Origin of the sequence: Bartonella mastomydis, from assembly GCF_900185775.1 — a bacterium.
GTDB classification, from domain to species: domain Bacteria; phylum Pseudomonadota; class Alphaproteobacteria; order Rhizobiales; family Rhizobiaceae; genus Bartonella; species Bartonella elizabethae.
On record NZ_LT883138.1, the window covers coordinates 307,414 to 327,576 of the forward strand.

At 34.5% G+C, this 20,163-nt stretch carries 12 protein-coding genes and 1 tRNA gene; 8 read left to right on the plus strand and 5 right to left on the minus strand.

Annotation, left to right across the window (positions count from 1 at the left end; genetic code table 11):
• Positions 1-1,880: 1,880 nt before the first annotated feature.
• On the minus strand, positions 1,881-2,576 hold the full coding sequence (locus tag FJG96_RS04500; RefSeq protein ID WP_139412930.1) for an HAD family hydrolase: 696 nt from the start codon (positions 2,574-2,576) through the stop codon (positions 1,881-1,883).
• Between the two features lie 372 nt (positions 2,577-2,948).
• Between FJG96_RS04500 and FJG96_RS04505 the strand changes: the two genes are divergently transcribed.
• Positions 2,949-4,037, plus strand: coding sequence for a site-specific DNA-methyltransferase (locus tag FJG96_RS04505; protein ID WP_373925582.1), 1,089 nt, complete (start codon positions 2,949-2,951; stop codon positions 4,035-4,037).
• 783 nt (positions 4,038-4,820) lie between these two features.
• Here FJG96_RS04505 and mutY read toward each other — a convergent pair.
• A complete protein-coding gene (gene mutY, locus FJG96_RS04510) occupies positions 4,821-5,927 on the minus strand; it encodes an A/G-specific adenine glycosylase (protein WP_139412932.1) in 1,107 nt (368 codons plus the stop codon).
• A gap of 162 nt (positions 5,928-6,089) precedes the next feature.
• Between mutY and FJG96_RS04515 the strand changes: the two genes are divergently transcribed.
• The 3 genes from FJG96_RS04515 to ppdK all read left to right on the plus strand — a co-directional run bounded on the left by FJG96_RS04515 (position 6,090) and on the right by ppdK (position 10,188).
• Positions 6,090-6,590 carry a DUF721 domain-containing protein gene (locus tag FJG96_RS04515; protein ID WP_139412933.1) on the plus strand — a complete coding sequence of 167 codons (501 nt, stop codon included), beginning with the start codon at positions 6,090-6,092 and terminating at the stop codon, positions 6,588-6,590.
• An 83-nt stretch (positions 6,591-6,673) separates the two neighbouring features.
• Positions 6,674-7,330, plus strand: a complete 657-nt coding sequence (locus FJG96_RS04520; RefSeq protein WP_139412934.1) for a DsbA family protein — start codon at positions 6,674-6,676, stop codon at positions 7,328-7,330.
• Positions 7,331-7,521: 191 nt separating this feature from the next.
• A complete protein-coding gene (ppdK, locus tag FJG96_RS04525; RefSeq protein ID WP_139412935.1) occupies positions 7,522-10,188 on the plus strand; it encodes a pyruvate, phosphate dikinase in 2,667 nt (888 codons plus the stop codon).
• A gap of 1,736 nt (positions 10,189-11,924) precedes the next feature.
• Here ppdK and FJG96_RS04535 read toward each other — a convergent pair.
• Positions 11,925-12,767 (minus strand): peptidoglycan-binding domain-containing protein, encoded by an 843-nt coding sequence (locus tag FJG96_RS04535; protein ID WP_139412936.1) that lies wholly within the window; start codon positions 12,765-12,767, stop codon positions 11,925-11,927.
• 1,157 nt (positions 12,768-13,924) lie between these two features.
• On the opposite strand from FJG96_RS04535, the gene FJG96_RS04540 reads away from it, so the two are divergent.
• Both FJG96_RS04540 and FJG96_RS04545 read left to right on the plus strand, forming a co-directional pair.
• Positions 13,925-14,299 carry a DUF5330 domain-containing protein gene (locus tag FJG96_RS04540; RefSeq protein WP_139412937.1) on the plus strand — a complete coding sequence of 125 codons (375 nt, stop codon included), beginning with the start codon at positions 13,925-13,927 and terminating at the stop codon, positions 14,297-14,299.
• A 107-nt stretch (positions 14,300-14,406) separates the two neighbouring features.
• Positions 14,407-14,817, plus strand: a complete 411-nt coding sequence (locus tag FJG96_RS04545; protein WP_139412938.1) for a SufE family protein — start codon at positions 14,407-14,409, stop codon at positions 14,815-14,817.
• 92 nt (positions 14,818-14,909) lie between these two features.
• On the opposite strand, the gene FJG96_RS04550 is transcribed toward FJG96_RS04545, so the two are convergent.
• On the minus strand, positions 14,910-15,347 hold the full coding sequence (locus FJG96_RS04550) for a Ros/MucR family transcriptional regulator (RefSeq protein ID WP_005773912.1): 438 nt from the start codon (positions 15,345-15,347) through the stop codon (positions 14,910-14,912).
• Between the two features lie 852 nt (positions 15,348-16,199).
• Between FJG96_RS04550 and FJG96_RS04555 the strand changes: the two genes are divergently transcribed.
• Positions 16,200-18,293: a S9 family peptidase gene (locus FJG96_RS04555; protein ID WP_139412939.1), complete on the plus strand. Its 2,094-nt coding sequence runs from the start codon at positions 16,200-16,202 to the stop codon at positions 18,291-18,293.
• A gap of 81 nt (positions 18,294-18,374) precedes the next feature.
• Here the strand turns inward: FJG96_RS04555 and FJG96_RS04560 are convergent, their stop codons facing one another.
• The gene (locus tag FJG96_RS04560) at positions 18,375-18,977 is read right to left on the minus strand and encodes a superoxide dismutase (RefSeq protein WP_005773910.1); all 603 of its coding nucleotides are present in this window, start codon (positions 18,975-18,977) and stop codon (positions 18,375-18,377) included.
• Positions 18,978-19,883: 906 nt separating this feature from the next.
• Between FJG96_RS04560 and FJG96_RS04565 the strand changes: the two genes are divergently transcribed.
• Positions 19,884-19,958: transfer RNA gene (locus tag FJG96_RS04565), tRNA-Gln, on the plus strand.
• Positions 19,959-20,163: the final 205 nt, after the last annotated feature.

The following is a 20,163-nucleotide window of genomic DNA, read 5'->3' on the forward strand; positions in this document are numbered from 1 at the left end:
TATATATATAAGTAAACATACAATATGTACATATAATTTACTTCATAAAGAGGACACATATTTCATTATGTATTTTTAGTCAATATAAAAAATACATATTATAAATATAGTTATATTTTTTTATAAAAATTATTGTAAAAAAGTAACAGTAATAATTGCAAAAAATATTTTATGACATATTTTTTATGAATTAAATCTATAAAAACGATGTTTATCATCGAATATATAATAAAAAATATAAAAATTGTAATTTATGAGGGAAACTCATCAATAATGAATATGAAGGAAATCACTAGAATATTATCCACTATATTTGTTTTTACAGATATATTTTATTATAAAGTGTGTATATGTAGATACTATGAATTCATTCTTCAAAGATTGTGTTTAATTATATTGTGATGATATAGTAATATTTATTTACTTTACTCTTAATTATATCTCTTTTTAAGTTATAAATAATAAGAAATATACAGTTCTTAATAAGTGAATTAGAGTACGGGTTGGATAAAGATGAATACAATGATCTTTTCGCTCATGTGAATAGCGCGACCGTAGACGGCGTACAGAAGAACATCAATAGAGATATATTTTTTCGTGTGCCCAAAAATAAACATTGGATAATATTTTTAAAATTTTCTTCTGTCCAAACTGAAAAACTGCTTTTGTTTTTTAGAAAAGGTGTTTTTTCCTAAAGTTGATCACCTTTAAAAAGATCTAGTTTCATTACTTATTTAAAAAAGTTTATTAAGTGCTTTGAGAAAATTTTGAGCCGTTGCTCGTATCTCTTTATGGTATTCAACCTTGACTATTATATGTTTCATATTAAAATATTTATTTTAAAGAAACATTTAGCTTATTTTACAAGGATATGTGTGAGTAATATAAGGATAAAACTCTAAGTTCATAGCGGTCTCCGCCATCTTTATTTTTATAAAGGAGTAAGATGGTGTGATTGTACGCTGGGCTCGTTCCTAATGTTGTTATAATTTTCGGCATTTGAGGCGCTTCATGAAGAGGCGTTTTTATCCACTTCTTTAATTGATTCAACATATCCAATATTTGAAATGAGAGAATTTTACGAAATTCATTTTTTATTTAGTCTGAATTATGCTAGATTATTATTATAAATCAATATGTTGTGCATAAGTTTTTTGGGTGAAAAATATTTCCTATAAAAGCCTATATCTTTATTAAAGATATATTCTCTTAGTCTTTATATAATCTTAGAAAGATTGTACCAATCGATGTTATCAAAAGACTGTTTAAACAGCACTATCAATGAGCCTTCAACAAATTTACGAGATTTGGCTTGAAGAAGTATAAATCCTTATAACTCAGCAAGGGTGCTTTTGTCGTTTTCAACAAACTCTTGTATTCTATAGGTACCAAGAATTTTAATATGTTATCCTATGGTCAATACGAACAAAGCATAAAATTTTACCCTAATGAATAATGTATTTAATAAGCTGAGGGGGCATGGTTTTGGCATAGCAATTTGCACAGCTTATTGAGTAAGGCATCTTAATTTTTTTGACAAATCTAGCCATTTATCAGGATGGGTGCCTGATGTGGGAGTAGGCTATTAGATTTGAGAGAGATAGGCAGTTTACCAGTGGATTTTATTTCCTAGAAGATTGGATTTCTATGAGTTCGTATCCTTATTTTGCTTCTTTTAAAGTATGTACAATGGTTAGATTCATGGTTTCTGGATAAGGGACCATATTTTTCTTCTTCATATTGAAATGCAATCGCCCTATGTTGAAAGTCACATATTTATTGAAGTTATTAGAAAAGAAGAGAAGCGAGAAGGGGAGGACATTTGGATAAAAATGCTCTCTTACAAGAATTTACAAACTGATATCTTCAAGAGGTTTTTTTTATAATAAATCGCGCCATACCGCCATTGCTTCTAAAACTTCTCCTAAATGAGCATGTTTTGCAATAACCGTTTCTGCACCAGCGTCTGCAAGTGCATTAGAGTGGCCAAGATAGCTATGGGAACCTCCCGTAAAGCCGATGACACGCATGCCTGCTGCTATGGCAGCATGGACACCATGAAGTGAATCTTCTATAACGATTGTGTTTTGAGGCTCTACCTGTAATTGTTGTGCGGCAAAAAGAAAAACATCTGGGGCAGGTTTCGTTTTTTTTGTTCCAACTTCAGGTGCTGAAAATATTTTACCTTCAAAAAGGTCGTAAAGATTAACAGTGGTGAGCATCTCTTTTATATCTACGCTCTTTGCATTAGAGCAGATACAGTAGGGATAGCGTGTTTGAATCATTTCTACGGCTTCTCTTACATCATCAATCGCCCGTAATTCAGTTTTTATTTGTGTACGAAAAATATTGGTCATCTGACCTATGAGATGAGCAGAAACTGGTTTTTCTGTTTCCTGTTCAACGTGTTTAAGAATATCGCGAAAGATAAGCCCTGCAAAACGCTCACTCAATTCTTCCGCTGATATTTCATATCCTGTTTGTTTGAGCAATTGAGATCCAATTTTTGCTGCAAGATATTCAGAGTCGACGAGAACTCCGTCACAATCAAAAATAATAAGATCTATCTGAGGCATAAGATATTCCTTTACATGTTATGAGATGGACAACTTTCATGAAAACAATATTAAGAGGACCTTATTTCATAAAAATACGCTTTGAAAACGATTCTTAATTCTTTTACAAAATAAAAGCTATGGGAACAGTACATAAAGAAAAAGAAAAATAAGGATTCATTCATACGAAAGTTTTTTTACTTTAAAAAAAATAAAAATGAATATCATTTTATAGAACTTTAACGATACGTTTACTCTATTTTGTAAATATGGATTGGTAAAGCGGGCCTATAAACTATTTTGGTTGATTATAGGGCAAATTCAGTTCATTTTGTTGGGTTTTTCATGACAGTTATTCAGCTTCAAAAAGATTTCATTCGTACTCCCTCACAGATGCCATGGCGCAATAAAATTTTTAAAGGAGATTGTGTTGCCGTTTTAGAAAAATTGCCAAAACATTCCGTTGATATGATTTTTGCGGATCCCCCCTATAATTTGCAATTGGATGGTGCGCTATACCGTCCAGATCATTCGCTTGTTGATGCGGTTGATGATGCATGGGACCAATTTGAGAGTTTTGCTGCTTATGATGCTTTTACTCGAGCATGGTTGCTTGCGTGTCGTCGTGTGTTAAAACCCAACGGAACGCTTTGGGTTATCGGATCTTACCATAATATTTTTCGAGTTGGGACGGCATTACAAGATTTAGGTTTTTGGATGCTTAATGATATTATTTGGCGCAAAAATAACCCGATGCCTAATTTCCGAGGGCGCCGCTTTCAAAATGCCCATGAGACGCTGATTTGGGCTGTACGAGATCAAAAAGATAAAAAGTACACATTTAATTATGATGCTTTGAAAGCAGCAAATGAAGATTTACAAATGCGTTCAGATTGGCTTTTCCCTCTCTGTACAGGAGCAGAACGTTTAAAGGATGATGCAGGGCGTAAATTACATCCAACACAAAAACCACAAGCGTTATTAGCACGTATTATTATGGCTTCTAGTAAACCTGGTGATGTTATTCTTGATCCGTTTTTTGGTTCGGGAACAACAGGTGCTGTTGCCAAGCTTTTAGGGCGTGATTTTGTTGGGATTGAACGCGAGCAAGATTACATTGATGCAGCATGTGAGAGAATTGCGGCGGTTAAACCTTTAGCACAACCAGAACTGGCGATTTTGGATAGAAAAAAAGCAGAACCACGTGTAGCATTCAATAGTTTACTTGAAGCAGGTTTACTCTATCCTGGAGAAGTTCTTTATGATCGCAAGAAGCAAGTATCTGCTATTGTAAGAGCTGATGGTACGATTATGCATGGTGGTGAAGCTGGCTCAATTCATGCAATGGGAAGAAAGGCTCAAGATTCGCAGAGTTGTAACGGTTGGACCTTTTGGTATTATGAGGAAAATGGACGGTTGAAGTCTATCGATCATTTAAGAATGATCATACGTTCACAAATGTTAAAAACAGGTGTTTTATGAATGAAGATAATCGCTTCATTCTATTGACCACCAATGTGTAGATGCCTTTAATTGAGAGAGACATAAGGGCACTTTATACCTTTTAAAGGGTTATTTATATAGCTCGTCTTGCTCGCAAAGTGGTAAGTGAGTGTTTTTTATATTTCTGGTAGAAGAAATCAAAATGAAAAAGTTTCACTCTATGCTCTCATTTAAGTGTCAAAATAGCCAAATTATCAATCGAGATATTGTTATGAAAATGAAATAATAGAATTAAAAAGATTCACTTAGGAGTTCAAAAAAATTAACTGCTTTTAGGGCGGAAGCATGTACATCTATAGATGTGCGTGCAATATATGGATTTATAAAGATAATTTGGCATTATTTACCTTAAATTATCTTCCCGAATATCATCAGATTTTTTCATTTCAAACCTATTTTATATTGAAACAATCAAAATCACTTGTTTGCACGTCATAAGCGAAGCTTACATAGAGGCAAAATTGCTAAAGAAAGGACTAAAAGTACCTCTTGTGAACAGTCTCAAGAGTTAAGGGCTATAGACAAAACTTGGGAGACTGGTAAAGTGCGTGATGGGTATCGGCGTGCTCCTTCACAGGCAAAAAAAGGATAGAGCCTGAAATTTAAATCTCAAATTTCTAAGCTTTTCTCTCCCTTCTTAATTCTTAATCTATAGCAAGAATTGATCATTTCACGTCCTTAAATTTTTCTTTTACAGAGGAAAAAATAGTCGCTAGGGGTATAGAAGTCTCCGTTAACAAATATTTTTACCAATAAGGACAGTCATTTAAATCTGAAAGAATTAGGAAGTGCTATGGCGATGGCTTTTTTCATAACAGTGGGGAGCGCTTCGTCGGCAAGATGTTGAATATTGCACCACCAACCATTTTCACAATTCGTTTCATAAAGATCGTCAGTATAGTAAACATCAAGTTTTAGAGAAAAGTGAGTAAAAACATGGGAAATTTGTCCTTTGAATTGCCAATTGGCAGTAAAGGGTGCATTTTGAAGTCCATGTTCGTTGTTTATACCAATATTATTAGGAATTTGGGTCATTCCGCCAAGGAGTTTTTGTGTCTGTCTTTTTTCTAAATAAATTTGTCTCTTTTTATTAAGGACCACAAAAGCAATACCTGTTTTTAAAGGGCGTTCTTTTTTAGGAGCTTTGACTGGAAAAGCTTCTGTTTGTTGCATCTTTTCCGCTTTGCATAAACTTTGAAGAGGGCAGATAAAACAAGATGGTTTGCGTGGCGTACAAATTGTTGCTCCCAAATCCATCATTGCTTGAGCAAAGTCGCCAGGACGATTTAAAGCAATAATTTTTTGTGTTTGTTCTTTAATTTCAGCTTTTGCTTTTGGTAATACTGAAGAGATAGCAAAAAGGCGGGTGATCACACGTTCGACGTTACCATCAACCACTGCTACAGGGTGGTTAAAAGCAATTGCGGCAATGGCTGCAGCTGTATAATCTCCAATCCCCGCGAGCGTTCGTAAGGCTTTTACAGATTGTGGAAATTGTCCTGCGTAGTTTTCAATAAGCTGTTGTGCACATTTTTTAAGATTACGTGCGCGTGAATAATAACCAAGTCCAGCCCATGCTTTCATGATGTCATCTTGGGAGGCTTTTGCTAAAGAGGAAAGATTAGGCCAAAGTTTCAGAAATTTTTTAAAATAAGGCTTAACAGTTTCAACGGTCGTTTGTTGAAGCATAATTTCAGAAAGCCAAACGTGATAAGGATCAGGACGGATACCTTGTTTTTGCTCTTCGGGGGTAATCCGCCATGGGAGATGTCGGTGATTTTGATCGTACCAAGAAAGGAGGTGCGAAGAAATTTCATACATGATTGTTTTCAAGCATAGGGAAATGTAAAATGCAAAAGAAAAAAGCATTGATTTGGTAATCCATGTTTTTTTGCTCTTTTATTTTTATTGTCGAGATTTTGGTGAGGAGAGAATTTCTATTTTGTTGATATTATGTAAATTGGAAAGGTAATAATTTTTAGATGAAACAAATAATTGTCATTGAGTAAACGGTTGAATAATGATCTAAAAATGAGAAAAACACTCAAAAAGCATGCTTTTTATTCTCTTTCTGAGACGGTACTGAAAATACTTGATCCAGTTTTACGCAAACGGACAGGACTTAATGTCGCGCTTATAGAGCATTGGCCACAAATTGCGGGCTATGATATCAGTAAACATACACTACCTCTTAAAATTATTTGGAAACGTCGCGCAGATCAAGAAGAAGTTTTCAAGCCTGCAACACTTGTTGTCGCATGTGAAGGATTTGCTGCGTTAAAATTGATGCATGAAACAGAGGAATTGCTTCATAGAATTAATGGATTTTTCGGTTATATTGCGATTGATCGCATCAAGGTTGAGCAAAGGAGTGTATCGATTTTTATGAATCATGGGCCTCTAAAGCCGACTTTGAGTGAACAAGACAAAAAATACCTAGAAAAAATGCTCGAAGGAGTTGAAGATAAAAGCTTGCGCCAATCACTTTATAAACTTGGCTGTTGCATTTTCTCGGAAAAAAATAATAAATAGCAAGATATTTTATATATTTTCCTTTAATATATGCAAAAGCATTGGATTCCTATTCGTTTAATAACAACAGAAAAGTATTATTTATGGTAAAATATCGTTCTTTTTTATCTTTCGGAATAATTTTTCTCTTCATAACGATTGTACAAAACAGTGTAACAGTTGCTTTAGCGCGTGGTTCCAAACCTGTTGCAACGGTGGATATGGCTGAGCTTCTTCAATCGGGAAAAGTAAAGGATCGCTTTGAGGGAGAGGCGGATGCTCCAGTCATCATCGTTGAGTATGCTTCGTTGACATGTACGCATTGTGCACATTTTTATAATGATATCCTTCCTCAAATTCGTAAAAAATATATCAAAACAGGCAAAGTGAAAATGATTTTTCGCGATTATGCTTTTGATCCTCGGGCAACAGCAGGTTTTATGTTAGCACGATGTGCACCAGAAGATCGCTATTTTCCTTTGATAGAAGTTTTGTTTCAAAAACAAAATGAGTGGGTTTGGGTAAAAGATGCTCTGACACCATTGAAAAAGATTAGCTTAATGGCGGGTTTTACGGATGAGAGTTTTACTGCGTGTTTGAAAAATCAGTCCATTTTAGATGAAGTGAATGCATCTTTTGAGCGTGGTAAAGAACTTGGTGTCACAGCAACACCTACTTTCTTTATCAATGGTGATAAATATGAAGGTGCCATGAACGTAGATGAGTTTTTTTCGGTGATTGATGGTTATCTTAAAAATTGAATTTTAATCTTCCAAAAGGGGGGATAAGTGAGATGTGAGGTCATTTCTCTTTTGGAAGGATTGGTATTGTGTATTTATGAAGTGATTATGAAACGATATTTTTTGTTTTGCTGGTATTTAAATCAAATCATTGTTTTTAAATGAGTCTGCGTTGAATGATGTTTTGGTGCTGATATGGGAGGATTTGTATAATGAAAAAATGGGTTTATAGTTTTGGAGATGGCAGCGCAGAAGGAAGTGCAAGCGAGCGTAATCTTCTGGGAGGTAAAGGCGCTAATTTGGCAGAAATGAGTAATCTTGGTTTGCCGGTACCACCTGGTTTTACTCTGACAACAGAAGTTTGTAATTTTTATTATGCCCATGACAAATCATATCCAGAAGAGCTACAGGAATCTGTTAAGAAAGCACTAAGACGCGTTGCTGAACAAACAGGACGTGAATTTGGGAATGAACAAAGACCACTTTTGCTTTCTGTTCGTTCAGGGGCGCGAGCTTCTATGCCAGGGATGATGGATACAGTGCTTAATCTTGGCATGAATGACGAAACTGTCAAAGCGATTGCTTTACAAGCCAATAATGAACGTTTTGCTTATGATAGTTATCGGCGTTTTATCCAAATGTATTCTAACGTTGTCTTAGGCGTAGACCATTCGTACTTTGAAGAGATTCTCGATGAAGCCAAAGCACACAATGGTTACACTGTTGATACAGAACTGACAGCAGATGATTGGAAGAATGTTATTATTTCTTATAAAGCCTATGTTGAAGAAAAATTAGGGACCCCCTTTCCACAAGATCCTGAAGAACAGTTATGGGGGGCGATTGGAGCCGTTTTTTCAAGTTGGATGACAGCACGTGCAGTTACTTATCGCCGTTTACATGGCATTCCTGAAAGTTGGGGAACGGCAGTGAATGTGCAAGCTATGGTTTTTGGGAATATGGGAGAAGATTCAGCAACAGGTGTCGCTTTTACACGCAATCCATCGACAGGACAAAAAGAACTTTATGGTGAATTTTTAGTTAATGCGCAAGGAGAGGATGTTGTGGCGGGCATTCGAACGCCTCAAAACATTACAGAAAATGCGCGTATTGTTGCTGGTTCAAATAATCCATCTTTAGAAAAAATCATGCCTGAAGCTTTTTTGAAGTTATGTCAGATTGCGCAGAAACTTGAGCAGCATTATCGAGATATGCAAGATCTCGAGTTTACCATTGAAAAGGGTAAATTATGGATGCTGCAGACTCGTTCAGGAAAACGCACAGCGCGTGCAGCTCTCAAGATGGCGATTGAAATGGTTGAGGAGGGATTAATAAGTCGCAAAGAGGCTGTGATGCGTATTGATGCAAAGTCACTTGATCAACTTTTGCACCCAACACTTGATCCCAAAGCAGAACGTTTTGTTATAGGACGTGGTTTACCGGCTTCTCCTGGAGCTGCAACGGGTGAAATTGTTTTTACCTCAGAAGAGGCAGAAACAGCATCGGCAGAAGGGCGCAAAGTTATTTTGGTCCGCGTAGAAACAAGCCCAGAAGATATTCACGGGATGCATGCTGCTGAAGGAATTTTAACAACGCGCGGCGGCATGACAAGCCATGCTGCTGTTGTGGCGCGGGGGATGGGAAAGCCATGTATTTCCGGTGCTGGCAGTGTGCGGATTGATTATAACACAAATACGCTGCTTGCTTCAGGAGAAAGCTTTAAAAAGGGTGATATTATCACAATTGATGGTGGAAGTGGGGAAATTTTCAAAGGCAAGGTTGCGATGTTACAACCTGAACTTTGCGGAGACTTTGCAAAGTTGATGGAATGGGCTGATGGCATGCGACGTCTAAGAGTTCGTGCCAATGCTGAGACACCATCTGATGCTCGTATGGGGCGTTCTTTTGGTGCTGAAGGTATTGGTCTTTGCCGTACGGAGCATATGTTTTTTTCTGGTGAACGTATCGTTGCCATGCGTGAAATGATTTTAAGTCATGATGAAAGTGGACGTCGCAAAGCATTAGACAAGCTTTTGCCAATGCAGCGTTCAGATTTTAGTGAATTATTTGAAATTATGTGTGGTTTGCCTGTGACCATTCGCTTGCTCGATCCGCCACTCCATGAGTTTCTACCAAAAACCGATGCAGAAATTCTTGAAGTTGCAAAAGCTATGGGTGTTTCTGCAGAAGCGCTTGCTGAACGCGCACAGCAGTTGCACGAATTTAACCCTATGCTTGGATTACGAGGATGTCGTTTAGCCATTACTTATCCTGAAATTGCTGAAATGCAAGCGCGGGCGATTTTTGAAGCAGCAGCAGAAGCCGCCCAAAAATCTGGATCTCCTGTTATGCTTGAAATTATGGTGCCACTTATTGCGCTTAAATCTGAACTCGATTTTGTCAAAGCGCGTATTGATCAGGTTGCTTGCGAAGTGATGAAAGAAAAGGAAAGCACTATTCAGTATATGGTTGGGACGATGATTGAGCTTCCAAGAGCAGCGCTTCGAGCCGATGAAATTGCTGAAACGGCGGAGTTTTTTTCATTTGGAACAAACGATTTGACACAAACCACTTTTGGAATTTCCCGTGATGATGCGGCTCCTTTTTTGGCAACCTATTTTCAGAAAGGCCTTTTGGAACAAGATCCTTTCGTATCTATTGACCGTGATGGTGTAGGAGAACTGGTTGCCATTGCTGCACAGCGTGGACGCTCAAAGCGTGCAAAAATAAAATTGGGAATTTGTGGTGAACATGGAGGTGATCCTGCTTCTATTGCTTTATGTGAAGAAAATAACCTAGATTATGTTTCATGTTCTCCTTTTCGAGTCCCAATTGCCCGTTTAGCGGCAGCGCAAGCTGCAATAGCAAAAAGCATATAACGGGTTAATATTTTTTATTGTATCGTTACCACTGAAATAAATTTTTATGTACCTCCTTTTATTTTATTCCTTAAAGAAAATACAAAGCATTTCTAGAATCCCCTATAATTTATAGCATGTGAGAAAGTGTATTTTTGAGAGGGGGGATGAAAGAAAATATGAGGTAAGATAAAACAAAGGATTATTATTAATAGATTTTCAGTATGGATGGGACACTTGATAGAGAGTGGGATGCTATTATGCAATTAATTCATGGGTTTGCTTTTTAACAGGAGGAATGGCTCACGTAAAACAGAATGCTTCAAACAAATGCATTTATTTTGTACATTGATGGGTTGTTTTGAAGAAACGTCTCTTAACCCATTTCACGTCATCACTTGTGGAATGGAATTATCTAAGACTTCCTATCAGTTTATAAAATTCCCTGTGCGCTGCCAGCTTTATGTTTATGAAGAAATATAAAAGTTATATAAGGTATTGATTATAAATATAATTTATATATTTCTCATATTGAATATCCTTCCGAATATCATAAGATTTCCTCATTTCAGCTTCTTTTATAATTGAAGCAATCAAAACTATGTTTCTTGCTCTTTACAAACGGGGAGAATTACGTAGATAAAAAAATAAAGCTAAGATATACCTTTTCATGAATCGTCCCAAGCATCAAAAGCTGTTGCAATATTGAAAGTAGGGACAGTGTGTAATGATGCCAGCTTTCTCCTTTACAAGCTTAAAGATGATACTGCAAAGTGGAACTGCTATTGTATTATTCGCAGGTATTGTTGCAAAATGGGCTTGGAGACTTTGAGAGATGTTTATTTCACCCCCCCCGTGAATGGCAAAGTATATTTCATTTGGGATGTTTTATTTTACGTGAGGGGACGGTGATCCCAAAAAGACACGTGATAAATAAAAGCGTGAGGCAATAGGTAAGCTCCATTATTTAAAAGAAGACACGGGCTTTAACTGTCTTTGAAACACGTAAAGTTAAATGAAAAGAAAATGACCAAGATGACAAATGATTTCTACTCTTAAAACTTTTATGTTCTGCCCAAATTAGGCTGTTTTCCTGCTTTCGAAAGATTACACAAACAGAGATATACGTGGGTTGCACCCCTTTGATATACAAAAGCGACAACAGTAGAGAAAGCGCCTTAGTCTTTATCTCAAATATGCGGTTGAATGAATATTGAATATTGCTTGACAAGCAGCAACAAAAGCACAGGCTTTTTTAGAAAACAATGTTATAAAATACAAAACTTTCCAATTATAGATTAGAGAAATATGCTGGCCTTTTAAAAATACTTTGTAAAACAACAGCCATAACCCAACCAGCTTTTCATCTCCTTATTCTTCAGGTGTTTGGACATATTCTTTGCGTTATATTCACAAAAGCAAATTGACAGTAATATATGACATTTTTGGCTCGAAAATATGAAGGGAAGGTGTGATACGATAGCAGAATTTCGTGTCCCTTGATCATCAGAAGCAATAAAAATTTTAAAGTAAGTGCCTTTGCTTTCTTACAATGATTTTTTTCTGCAACCGGTTGTGATTCTTTTGCTAGCCAATTGTATGGCTCAATATAGAATATGTAAGAAACCTATTCTGATTATTTAATATAAAAGGGTTTACGGTAAAGAAATATTTTTGTATTTGGGGTCGTTAAACAAGAAAATGATCAATTATCATTATAAATCAAGAGATTATTTTTATAATATAGACGATTAGCTTTAATGTAATAAACCAATTTCACGCATTTTCATTAAAATTGTGCGGTTAATTTTTCCCGTAACAGGAAGATCAAACATTTTTTGAAACTGTTTTAAGGCTTCTATGGTTTTTTGATCTTCTGTTCCTGTGACAAGAACTTCCTCATGGCCAAAAATCTGTAAAGCTTTTTGTACCTGTAAAATATCTTCAACAGAAGGATCTAAAACAGCTTCTTTCGAATTTGTTATATTTTTTGTTGCTGTATTATTTGCCATTTCTATTTCGCTCTGTTTAATTAATATCGCAATTTCATCTGCTGTGGGATTGGATAAAACATCATTTTGCATTTTTTGAGTAGTTTGTTGTTTCCATAAAACGATAGCACGCCGTGTTTTAGGTCCATCCAGTCCATCTAAAGGTCCATCATAAAATCCTAATTTTGCGAGTTCTTTTTGCTTTTCCAGCATACTTGCTGATGGAGGAGGAAAAGGTGAATTTGTTTGGGAATGACTTAGAGAATGTCCAGAAGTCACACGAGAGGGTTCTTGTGATTTTGCTTCTTTTTCAGATAGAAGAGAGCTTTTTCCTATATTTTGAGCAGAAGAAAACTTTATTTGAGTGAAAATATTTTGGTGTGTTGTCATTTGAGAAAATAAAGCATTAAATGAAACAAATAAAAAACTAATGCTAAAAAGAAGAGAGCCCACAAAAAATAAAGTATTTTTTCGTGTATAGAAATAAAGAGTTTTTGCTACCCAAAAAATAAAATGAGAAATTATAAGAAGAAGAGTGATAACAATACTACGATGGTATTTACGATGTTTTACAGTTTTTTTTCTGGACGTCTTTCGCTTTGTTGCCATTAGTTTTGATTTTCAGTTGCGTTTATTTTTCATAAAAATGAATGTAAATTATTTCTTATTTCAAGCTAGAAAGAAGTGCAGTGATATTATTGCTTTTTCCTTTCAAGTTCCTAGAATAAGTAGCCTTATTATATCCATTTATAAGTTGATAAATCAACAAGAGCTCTTATCAACTTTTATTAATTTCATATTTTACAAATCTTTAATCTGTATAAAGAGAGCATCAAATGATTAATTCTCAAGACCCTGTGGTGTTTTCAAATGAGCATTATCACATCTAATCATCTAAACAATAATGCTACGTTATTCTTCATTTCTGGCACCTATATTTTCTATTCTTTAAAATAAAGTTGAGAATATTTTTCTATAATGCCAGAATGATGATAGTCATTATTATTCTTTATAATTTACATAGAGAGAGTTACTTATCCGTAAACGGTTTGATAAAAGCAATTAGCTCTTAATGGTATTATATTTTGGCACAAATCCTTCTATTCATGTTCAATCATTTTCATAAGCATCAATGAAATTGATGTTTACAATGTTATAAAAACATCTTGGCTTGAGATGGAATCGTAAGAGATTCCTCTATATTTTTATCGACATGTTGATCATGTTTATGGTGTGCCAGTAAAAATTTTATAGACAATATCAGTATGTTATCGACATGAGAGTCAGAATAATAGAATTTGCCCTTTCTTTAGCCCTTCCAACTAAGCTTAAAATAATGAATTATCATTTAAAATAAGTATGTACACAATATGGAAAAGAAATTGGACTTATGTGTTTAATCCTTATCTTATCGCTACACTTTCTTGTGGAATAAAAGACTACAAATGTAGGGTATTCACTTTCTACCCCTTATGTACGATCATGATTATGTCTCTTATTTCTTATCATAGTTTATTATATAATAATCTTATAACGATTTGATATTTTTGTATAATTTAAGTATTAATCTTTTTATCGAAGAGACAATTATCCCATTTTTATACAGCAACATTGTATCATATTTATAAAAAAGCTAATGATATAGGTCCAATAAATGAATACTCAATTTTATAAAAAATTCATTTTATAAATTTTTTATAAAGAAGCAGTGTATAAAATACTCTTTTTATTTTATTGCCTTTACCATTGCGGTACATTGATTGCTCATGATACGTTTTTTAATCAAATTATCATTTTTTTTGTTTTTTGTTTTTGTCATTATTTCATTTTTTGTAGCAAGTCCAAGCGGTAACCATTCTCCTAATTCAAAAAATAATGAGACAACAACAAGCGATGTGATTATTGCGTTTAAGGAAGCTTTAAATGACTTAGGAACATTTTGTGACCGTAATAAAGAGACTTGTAAAGTAGGAAAGTCCTTTTTAAGTTTACTTGGCGAACGCGCATATTACGGTGCAAGAGCTGTTTATGAATATTTAGGAGACATATTAGGGCACAAAACTAATATAAAGGTTTCTCCTAATGCTTCTCATAAAATGGAAATAAAAAAATTCTTACAAAATCATATAATGTTATCTTAAAATAAGAATTTTTAACGTTCTTCATATTCGTTATATTAGGTAGATAAATATTTATCTACCAATAAATATATTCAACATGATTAGTAAAAGGAAACAGGACTAAGATAATGGCGGAAGCAATCGATAATATTATAGAAAACTTTTCGCTTTTAGATAATTGGGAAGACCGTTATCGTTATGTCATTGAGCTTGGCCATGAATTGCCGCCGTTTCCAGAAAGTGCTCGAAACGATGCTCACAAAGTTCCTGGTTGTGTTAGCCAAGTGTGGCTTTTATCGTCACGTAATAATTCAGAAGATCCAATATTAACGTTTCAAGGTGATTCCGATGCCCATATTGTGCGTGGACTTATTTATATTCTTCTTGCTTTTTATTCAGGTAAAAAAGCTTCTGAAATTCGTAACTCTGATGCTCAAGAGCTCTTTGAAAAACTTGGTTTAAATGAAAATCTTACACCACAACGATCCAATGGTTTAAAATCAATGATTAAACGAATCCGTAACGAAAGCTCTATATAATTCCCTTTCTAAAAACCATTATGAACACAAAAAATATGCACTCTAAAAAGCAACTTTATATATATTAGGAACTACTTTTTCGCAAAATATGACTATTTAGCTTTTTTCCGTTTACTTTTGCGTCCAAGCCCCATTTCTTTGGCTAAAGCTGATCGTGTTTTTGCATAATTAGGCGCCACCATAGGATAAGAGCTGTCTAACTGCCATTTTTCACGATATTCCTCTGGTAACATTCCATAATGTGTCATGAGATGACGCTTGAGAGATTTAAATTTTTTTCCATCTTCAAGGCAAATGAGATAATCAGGAAATACCGAACGCTTTGGATTAACGGCAGGCCTTTGTTTTTCAGCTTCGACTTCCGTTAATTCTAGATTCCCTGCTTTACGAAAAGCAGCATGGACATCAGCAATCAAACTTGGCACTTCAGTCGGTCGAATAGAATTATTACTCACGTAGGCAGCAACAATATCAGCAACCAATGTAATAACTAAATTGCTTTCAGTCTCTAAGACTGCACGATGTTCCATTCTTGTTTCCTTTAATTTAAAATCGAGTAATCCAAAATCGAGATATAGTGCATATACTCATAATATAAAGATCCCATGCACATAAGTTTCATATTGTACAAAAATCTTTTTTGTCAATTCAATTATTCTATAAAATTGCCAAAACACAAAAAAATCAAATAAATACCTCTTTTTTGTCATAATATACAATAAGAAAAACGAAATTCTTACATGTTAAAGGATAGTTTTATTCTATAACATATCATACATAATATATGATATATCACAAATATAAAAAAATATAAGATAAAATTTATTTATTTTTTTTGAAAAGGTAAAAATAAAATTAATAATTATAAAAATATAAAATATAAAATATTATTTTTATTTTAAATACTTACAATCTATCAAGTGTATTTTTTATAAAATTTAAATTTATTTTTATATTTTATATTTATTAATTTTAATAACAAAAACCAAACTATATTATAAATATGATAATATATCACGATATATAATATAAAACTATACCTTAAGACGTATATAATACTTTTTTATATCTTGTAATATAATTACAATACTTTATATGTAGTTATTCCTTTCTATAAAATTATACATTTATACTGTATCAAAAAAAATCAATTCTTTCTCTCTTAACTTAATTGTCTTACTGTCACTTTCATTATAAAAGTGGTATTCTACCCTCACAAAACAATAGCTATGACGGCTAATGAATAGAAGGATATTAATTGTAAAAACGATCGCGATGCTGTTTTTGCACGTGCGTAGGAATTATATTTTTATACTTGCATCAATAATTGTGATTCTAACATATAAACGAAGCTATTAACATATTTAAATATAGGATTGTGTATGACCCGCACTTTTACAATTCCTCCCAAAGCATCTAGAATCACTCATAAGGAAATATATCATGGTATTTTTCGTGATGATCCCTATCATTGGTTACGTGCATCTAACTGGCAAGATGTTTTTAAAAATCCTAACTGTCTTGATCCCAATATTCGACATCATCTTGAAAAAGAAAATGCTTATCAAGCGGCTCAAATGGCTGATACAAAGTCATTAAGAGATTTGCTTTTTACCGAAATGAAAAGCAGGATCCAAGAGAATGATAGTTCTGTTCCTATAAAAAATGGACCTTTTTCTTACGGATTTTCTTATGTTACCGGAGGGCAACAACCACATTACTTTCGGACATCAAGGAATGGTGGAGAAAAACACGTTTATCTTAATGGTGATCTTTTGGCTGAAGGTAAAGAATATTTCAATTTTGGTTCAGTTCAAGAATCTCCTGATCATAGGTATGTTGTATGGACTTATGACGATAAAGGATCGGAATTCTATACAGCTAAAATTCGTAATTTAGAAACATTATCTGATTTTACGGACACCATAATTGACACATCCGGACAAATTGTGTGGGATGCTCAATCTGAAGGTTTTTTCTATACAAAGTTGGATGAAAACCACCGACCTTCAGAGCTCTATTATCATCGCTTAAACACGGATCAATCACAAGATAAACTTATTTTTCGTGAAGATGATCCAGGTTTTTTCTTAAATGTAAGTGGTTCTAAGCTTCATGATGTTATTTATATAAGTATTCATGATCATGAAACCTCAGAGATCTGGTTAATTTCTGCTGAAGCACCTCTTAGCGTTCCTCAGTGTGTACGAAAACGGCAAAAAGGTGTTGAATATTCACTTACAGAAGGTGGTGATGTCTTTTATATTTTGACCAATTTAGATAATGCAAAGGACTTTAAAATTATGGTTGCGCCTTATTCGGCTCCGCAATCAGAAAATTGGTCAGAGCTTGTATCTCATCAGCTTGGATGTTTAATCCTATCCCATGATGCGTATCAAGACTTTCTTATTTGGCTCGAACGCTTTGAAGGACTCCCTCGTATAAAAATTATGGAGCGTACAACGAAACAAATTCATTCCATTGTTTTTGATGAAGAGGCTTATTCTTTAGGTTTGCAAGGTGCAGCGGAATATAATAGTCAATCCATTCGCTTTTCTTATTCATCGATGACAACACCTGATCAAGTGTTTGATTACGAGGTGAAAAGTCGCAAACGAGTATTATTAAAGACACAAATAATTCCCTCTGGTCATAATAAAGATGAATATATAACGCGGCGTGTTATGGCCACCGCAGAGGATGGTGAAAAAATTCCCATTTCACTTTTTTATCATAAAAAGACACCCCTTAACGGTTGTGCACCTTGTTTGCTTTATGGTTATGGTGCTTATGGGATTTCTATACCTGCCAGTTTCAATAGTAATGCCCTCTCTCTCGTAAACAGAGGTTTTATTTATGCTATTGCCCATATTCGTGGAGGCAAAGAAAAAGGATTTGAATGGTATGAGAAAGGAAAGCATTTCTTTAAATATAATACATTTACTGATTTTATTGCTTGTGGGCGCTATCTTGTAAACAATAAATTCACAGCCCATGATCGGTTGATTGCGCATGGTGGTTCGGCAGGAGGAATGTTGATGGGGGCTATTGCCAATATCGCGCCACAGGATTTTGCTGGGATTATAGCCAATGTACCTTTTGTTGATGTTTTAACAACGATGCTCGATGCTTCCTTACCTCTAACGCCCCCCGAATGGCCTGAATGGGGAAACCCTCTTGAATCACAAGAAGATTATAATCTTATAGCTTCTTATTCTCCCTATGATAACGTCAAAGCGCAAAAATACCCCCCTATGCTTGTGATCGCAGGATTAACAGATCCTCGTGTAACTTACTGGGAACCTACAAAATGGGTAGCAAAATTGCGTGAGTTAAAAACAGATGATAATGCAATTTTATTGCGTATTAACATGGATTCAGGGCATGCTGGTGCAGCTGGGCGTTTTTCAAAGTTAGAAGAAGTTGCTTATATCTACGCATATATTCTAAAGATAGCAGGAAAAGACCGTTGCTAATCTATAATAACTTTGTTTGCAAGTCCCTATAATTTACTAAATTATAGGGACTTATAGACACTAAAAAATTATCTAGACAGCTTACAATCCGCAATCTTCATAAAGTTTGAGAACATAATCCCAATTAATCAAATGATCGACAAAAGCTTCGAGATATTTCGGACGAGCATTGCGGTAGTCAATATAATAAGAATGTTCCCACACATCCACACCTAGAATAGGCTGAGCATCATGAACCAAAGGATTTTCACCATTTGGCGTTTTCATAATTTCAAGCTTACCATCTTTAACAGCAACCCATGCCCATCCGGAGCCGAATTGGGCACCAGCAGTAGCAATAAAATCAGTACGGAATTTGTCATAACCACCTAGATCAGATTCAATAGCTTTTGCTAGTTTTTCAGGCAGCTTTTGACCACCACCATCTTTTTTCATCCAATTCCAAAAATGGTTATGATTGTAATATTGCGCTGCATTATTAAACAAACCAACATTTTTTCCAAAACTTTTTTTCACAATTTCTTCAAGGCTTTCATTTTCCAAGCCTGCGTCTTTTATAAGGTTGTTGGTATTGGTAAGATAAGCGAGATGATGCTTATCATGATGATATTCAAGTGTTTCGCGTGACATATAGGGCGCAAGAGCATCGTAATCATAAGGCAATGCAGCCAATTCAAAAGCCATTTAAAAATCTCCTCGATTCTAATTGTTAAGCTCACTCCAATAATCCAATTTGCCATTTGCAGCTCATAAAAGCAAATGTTGAATGCTTATTTTTATTAATTTTTATATTAATTAATTTTAATATTTTTCTTTTTGCAAAAGGAGCTTTTAAGAAAAATGTATGCAACCAATCAAAAGGGACACAGGTCTATATAAATAGTGCCTTCTGAAGATTTTTTACATCTACGAATGGATAAAAATAGCATGATTTTTTGAATAAAAAGTAAAGGAAAAAAGCTCTCATTCTTTGTTTTTATATCTAAAAATATTTTTTGCAAATAGCACATAAAATACTTTTAATTTTTTGCAAAATTTTTCAACTTACTAGTGTGCAAGGGTGTTTACAACAGGATATTAAAACATGTTTTTAAGAGACATTGCTCAATACGCTTGATTTCATTTCGTAGCGCTATCCCTGAATAATATGACATATAAAACCATTATAACACTATAAAATAAGTGGACATTACCATCTTTACACTTAATAAAAGAGCACAGCAGGCTACCATACACTTTGCCAATTCTCAGTGTTGTGACAGCTTTTGTTTTAATTGAGTAAGATGAGTTTTGAATATATCAAAAAAAGCAAAGCATATACTCATTTATTCGAGACATAAACGATAAGATTTTCATCTTCTGTTTTTAGGAAATTAATAAAAGAGTAAAATAATTGATGGATAAATGGCTGTGACTTGTGTTAAGAGAATAACTCTCTATCCATTTCTATTACCAATTTGTATCGATGCGGTATCGTAAAACGCGGAGAGACTTTGTAATAAAAAAGTAAGGTCTTTGATTTTCAGATATTGCGTCCAGTGGCAGGAATCGCTATAAGGTGCAAAAGTAATTATAAGGCGTATTTTATTTTGGGGTATAGCCAAGCGGTAAGGCACCGGTTTTTGGTACCGGCATTCCCTGGTTCGAATCCAGGTACCCCAGCCAATATTTAATGAAATAAATCAAATCAAAGTTTTCTGGATCTTGAGAGTGAATTAAATCTCTTAACAATTTATTGCTATTGATATCAAGTCTGGTAAGCTGAGAAATATCCATTTTTAGCGCGTTAATTCTCTAATATGCTAAGGTTCTTTTTGATAATTATTGCCAACACAGTCTTTTAAAAGATTCTTTTCTATTAAGAGAGTAG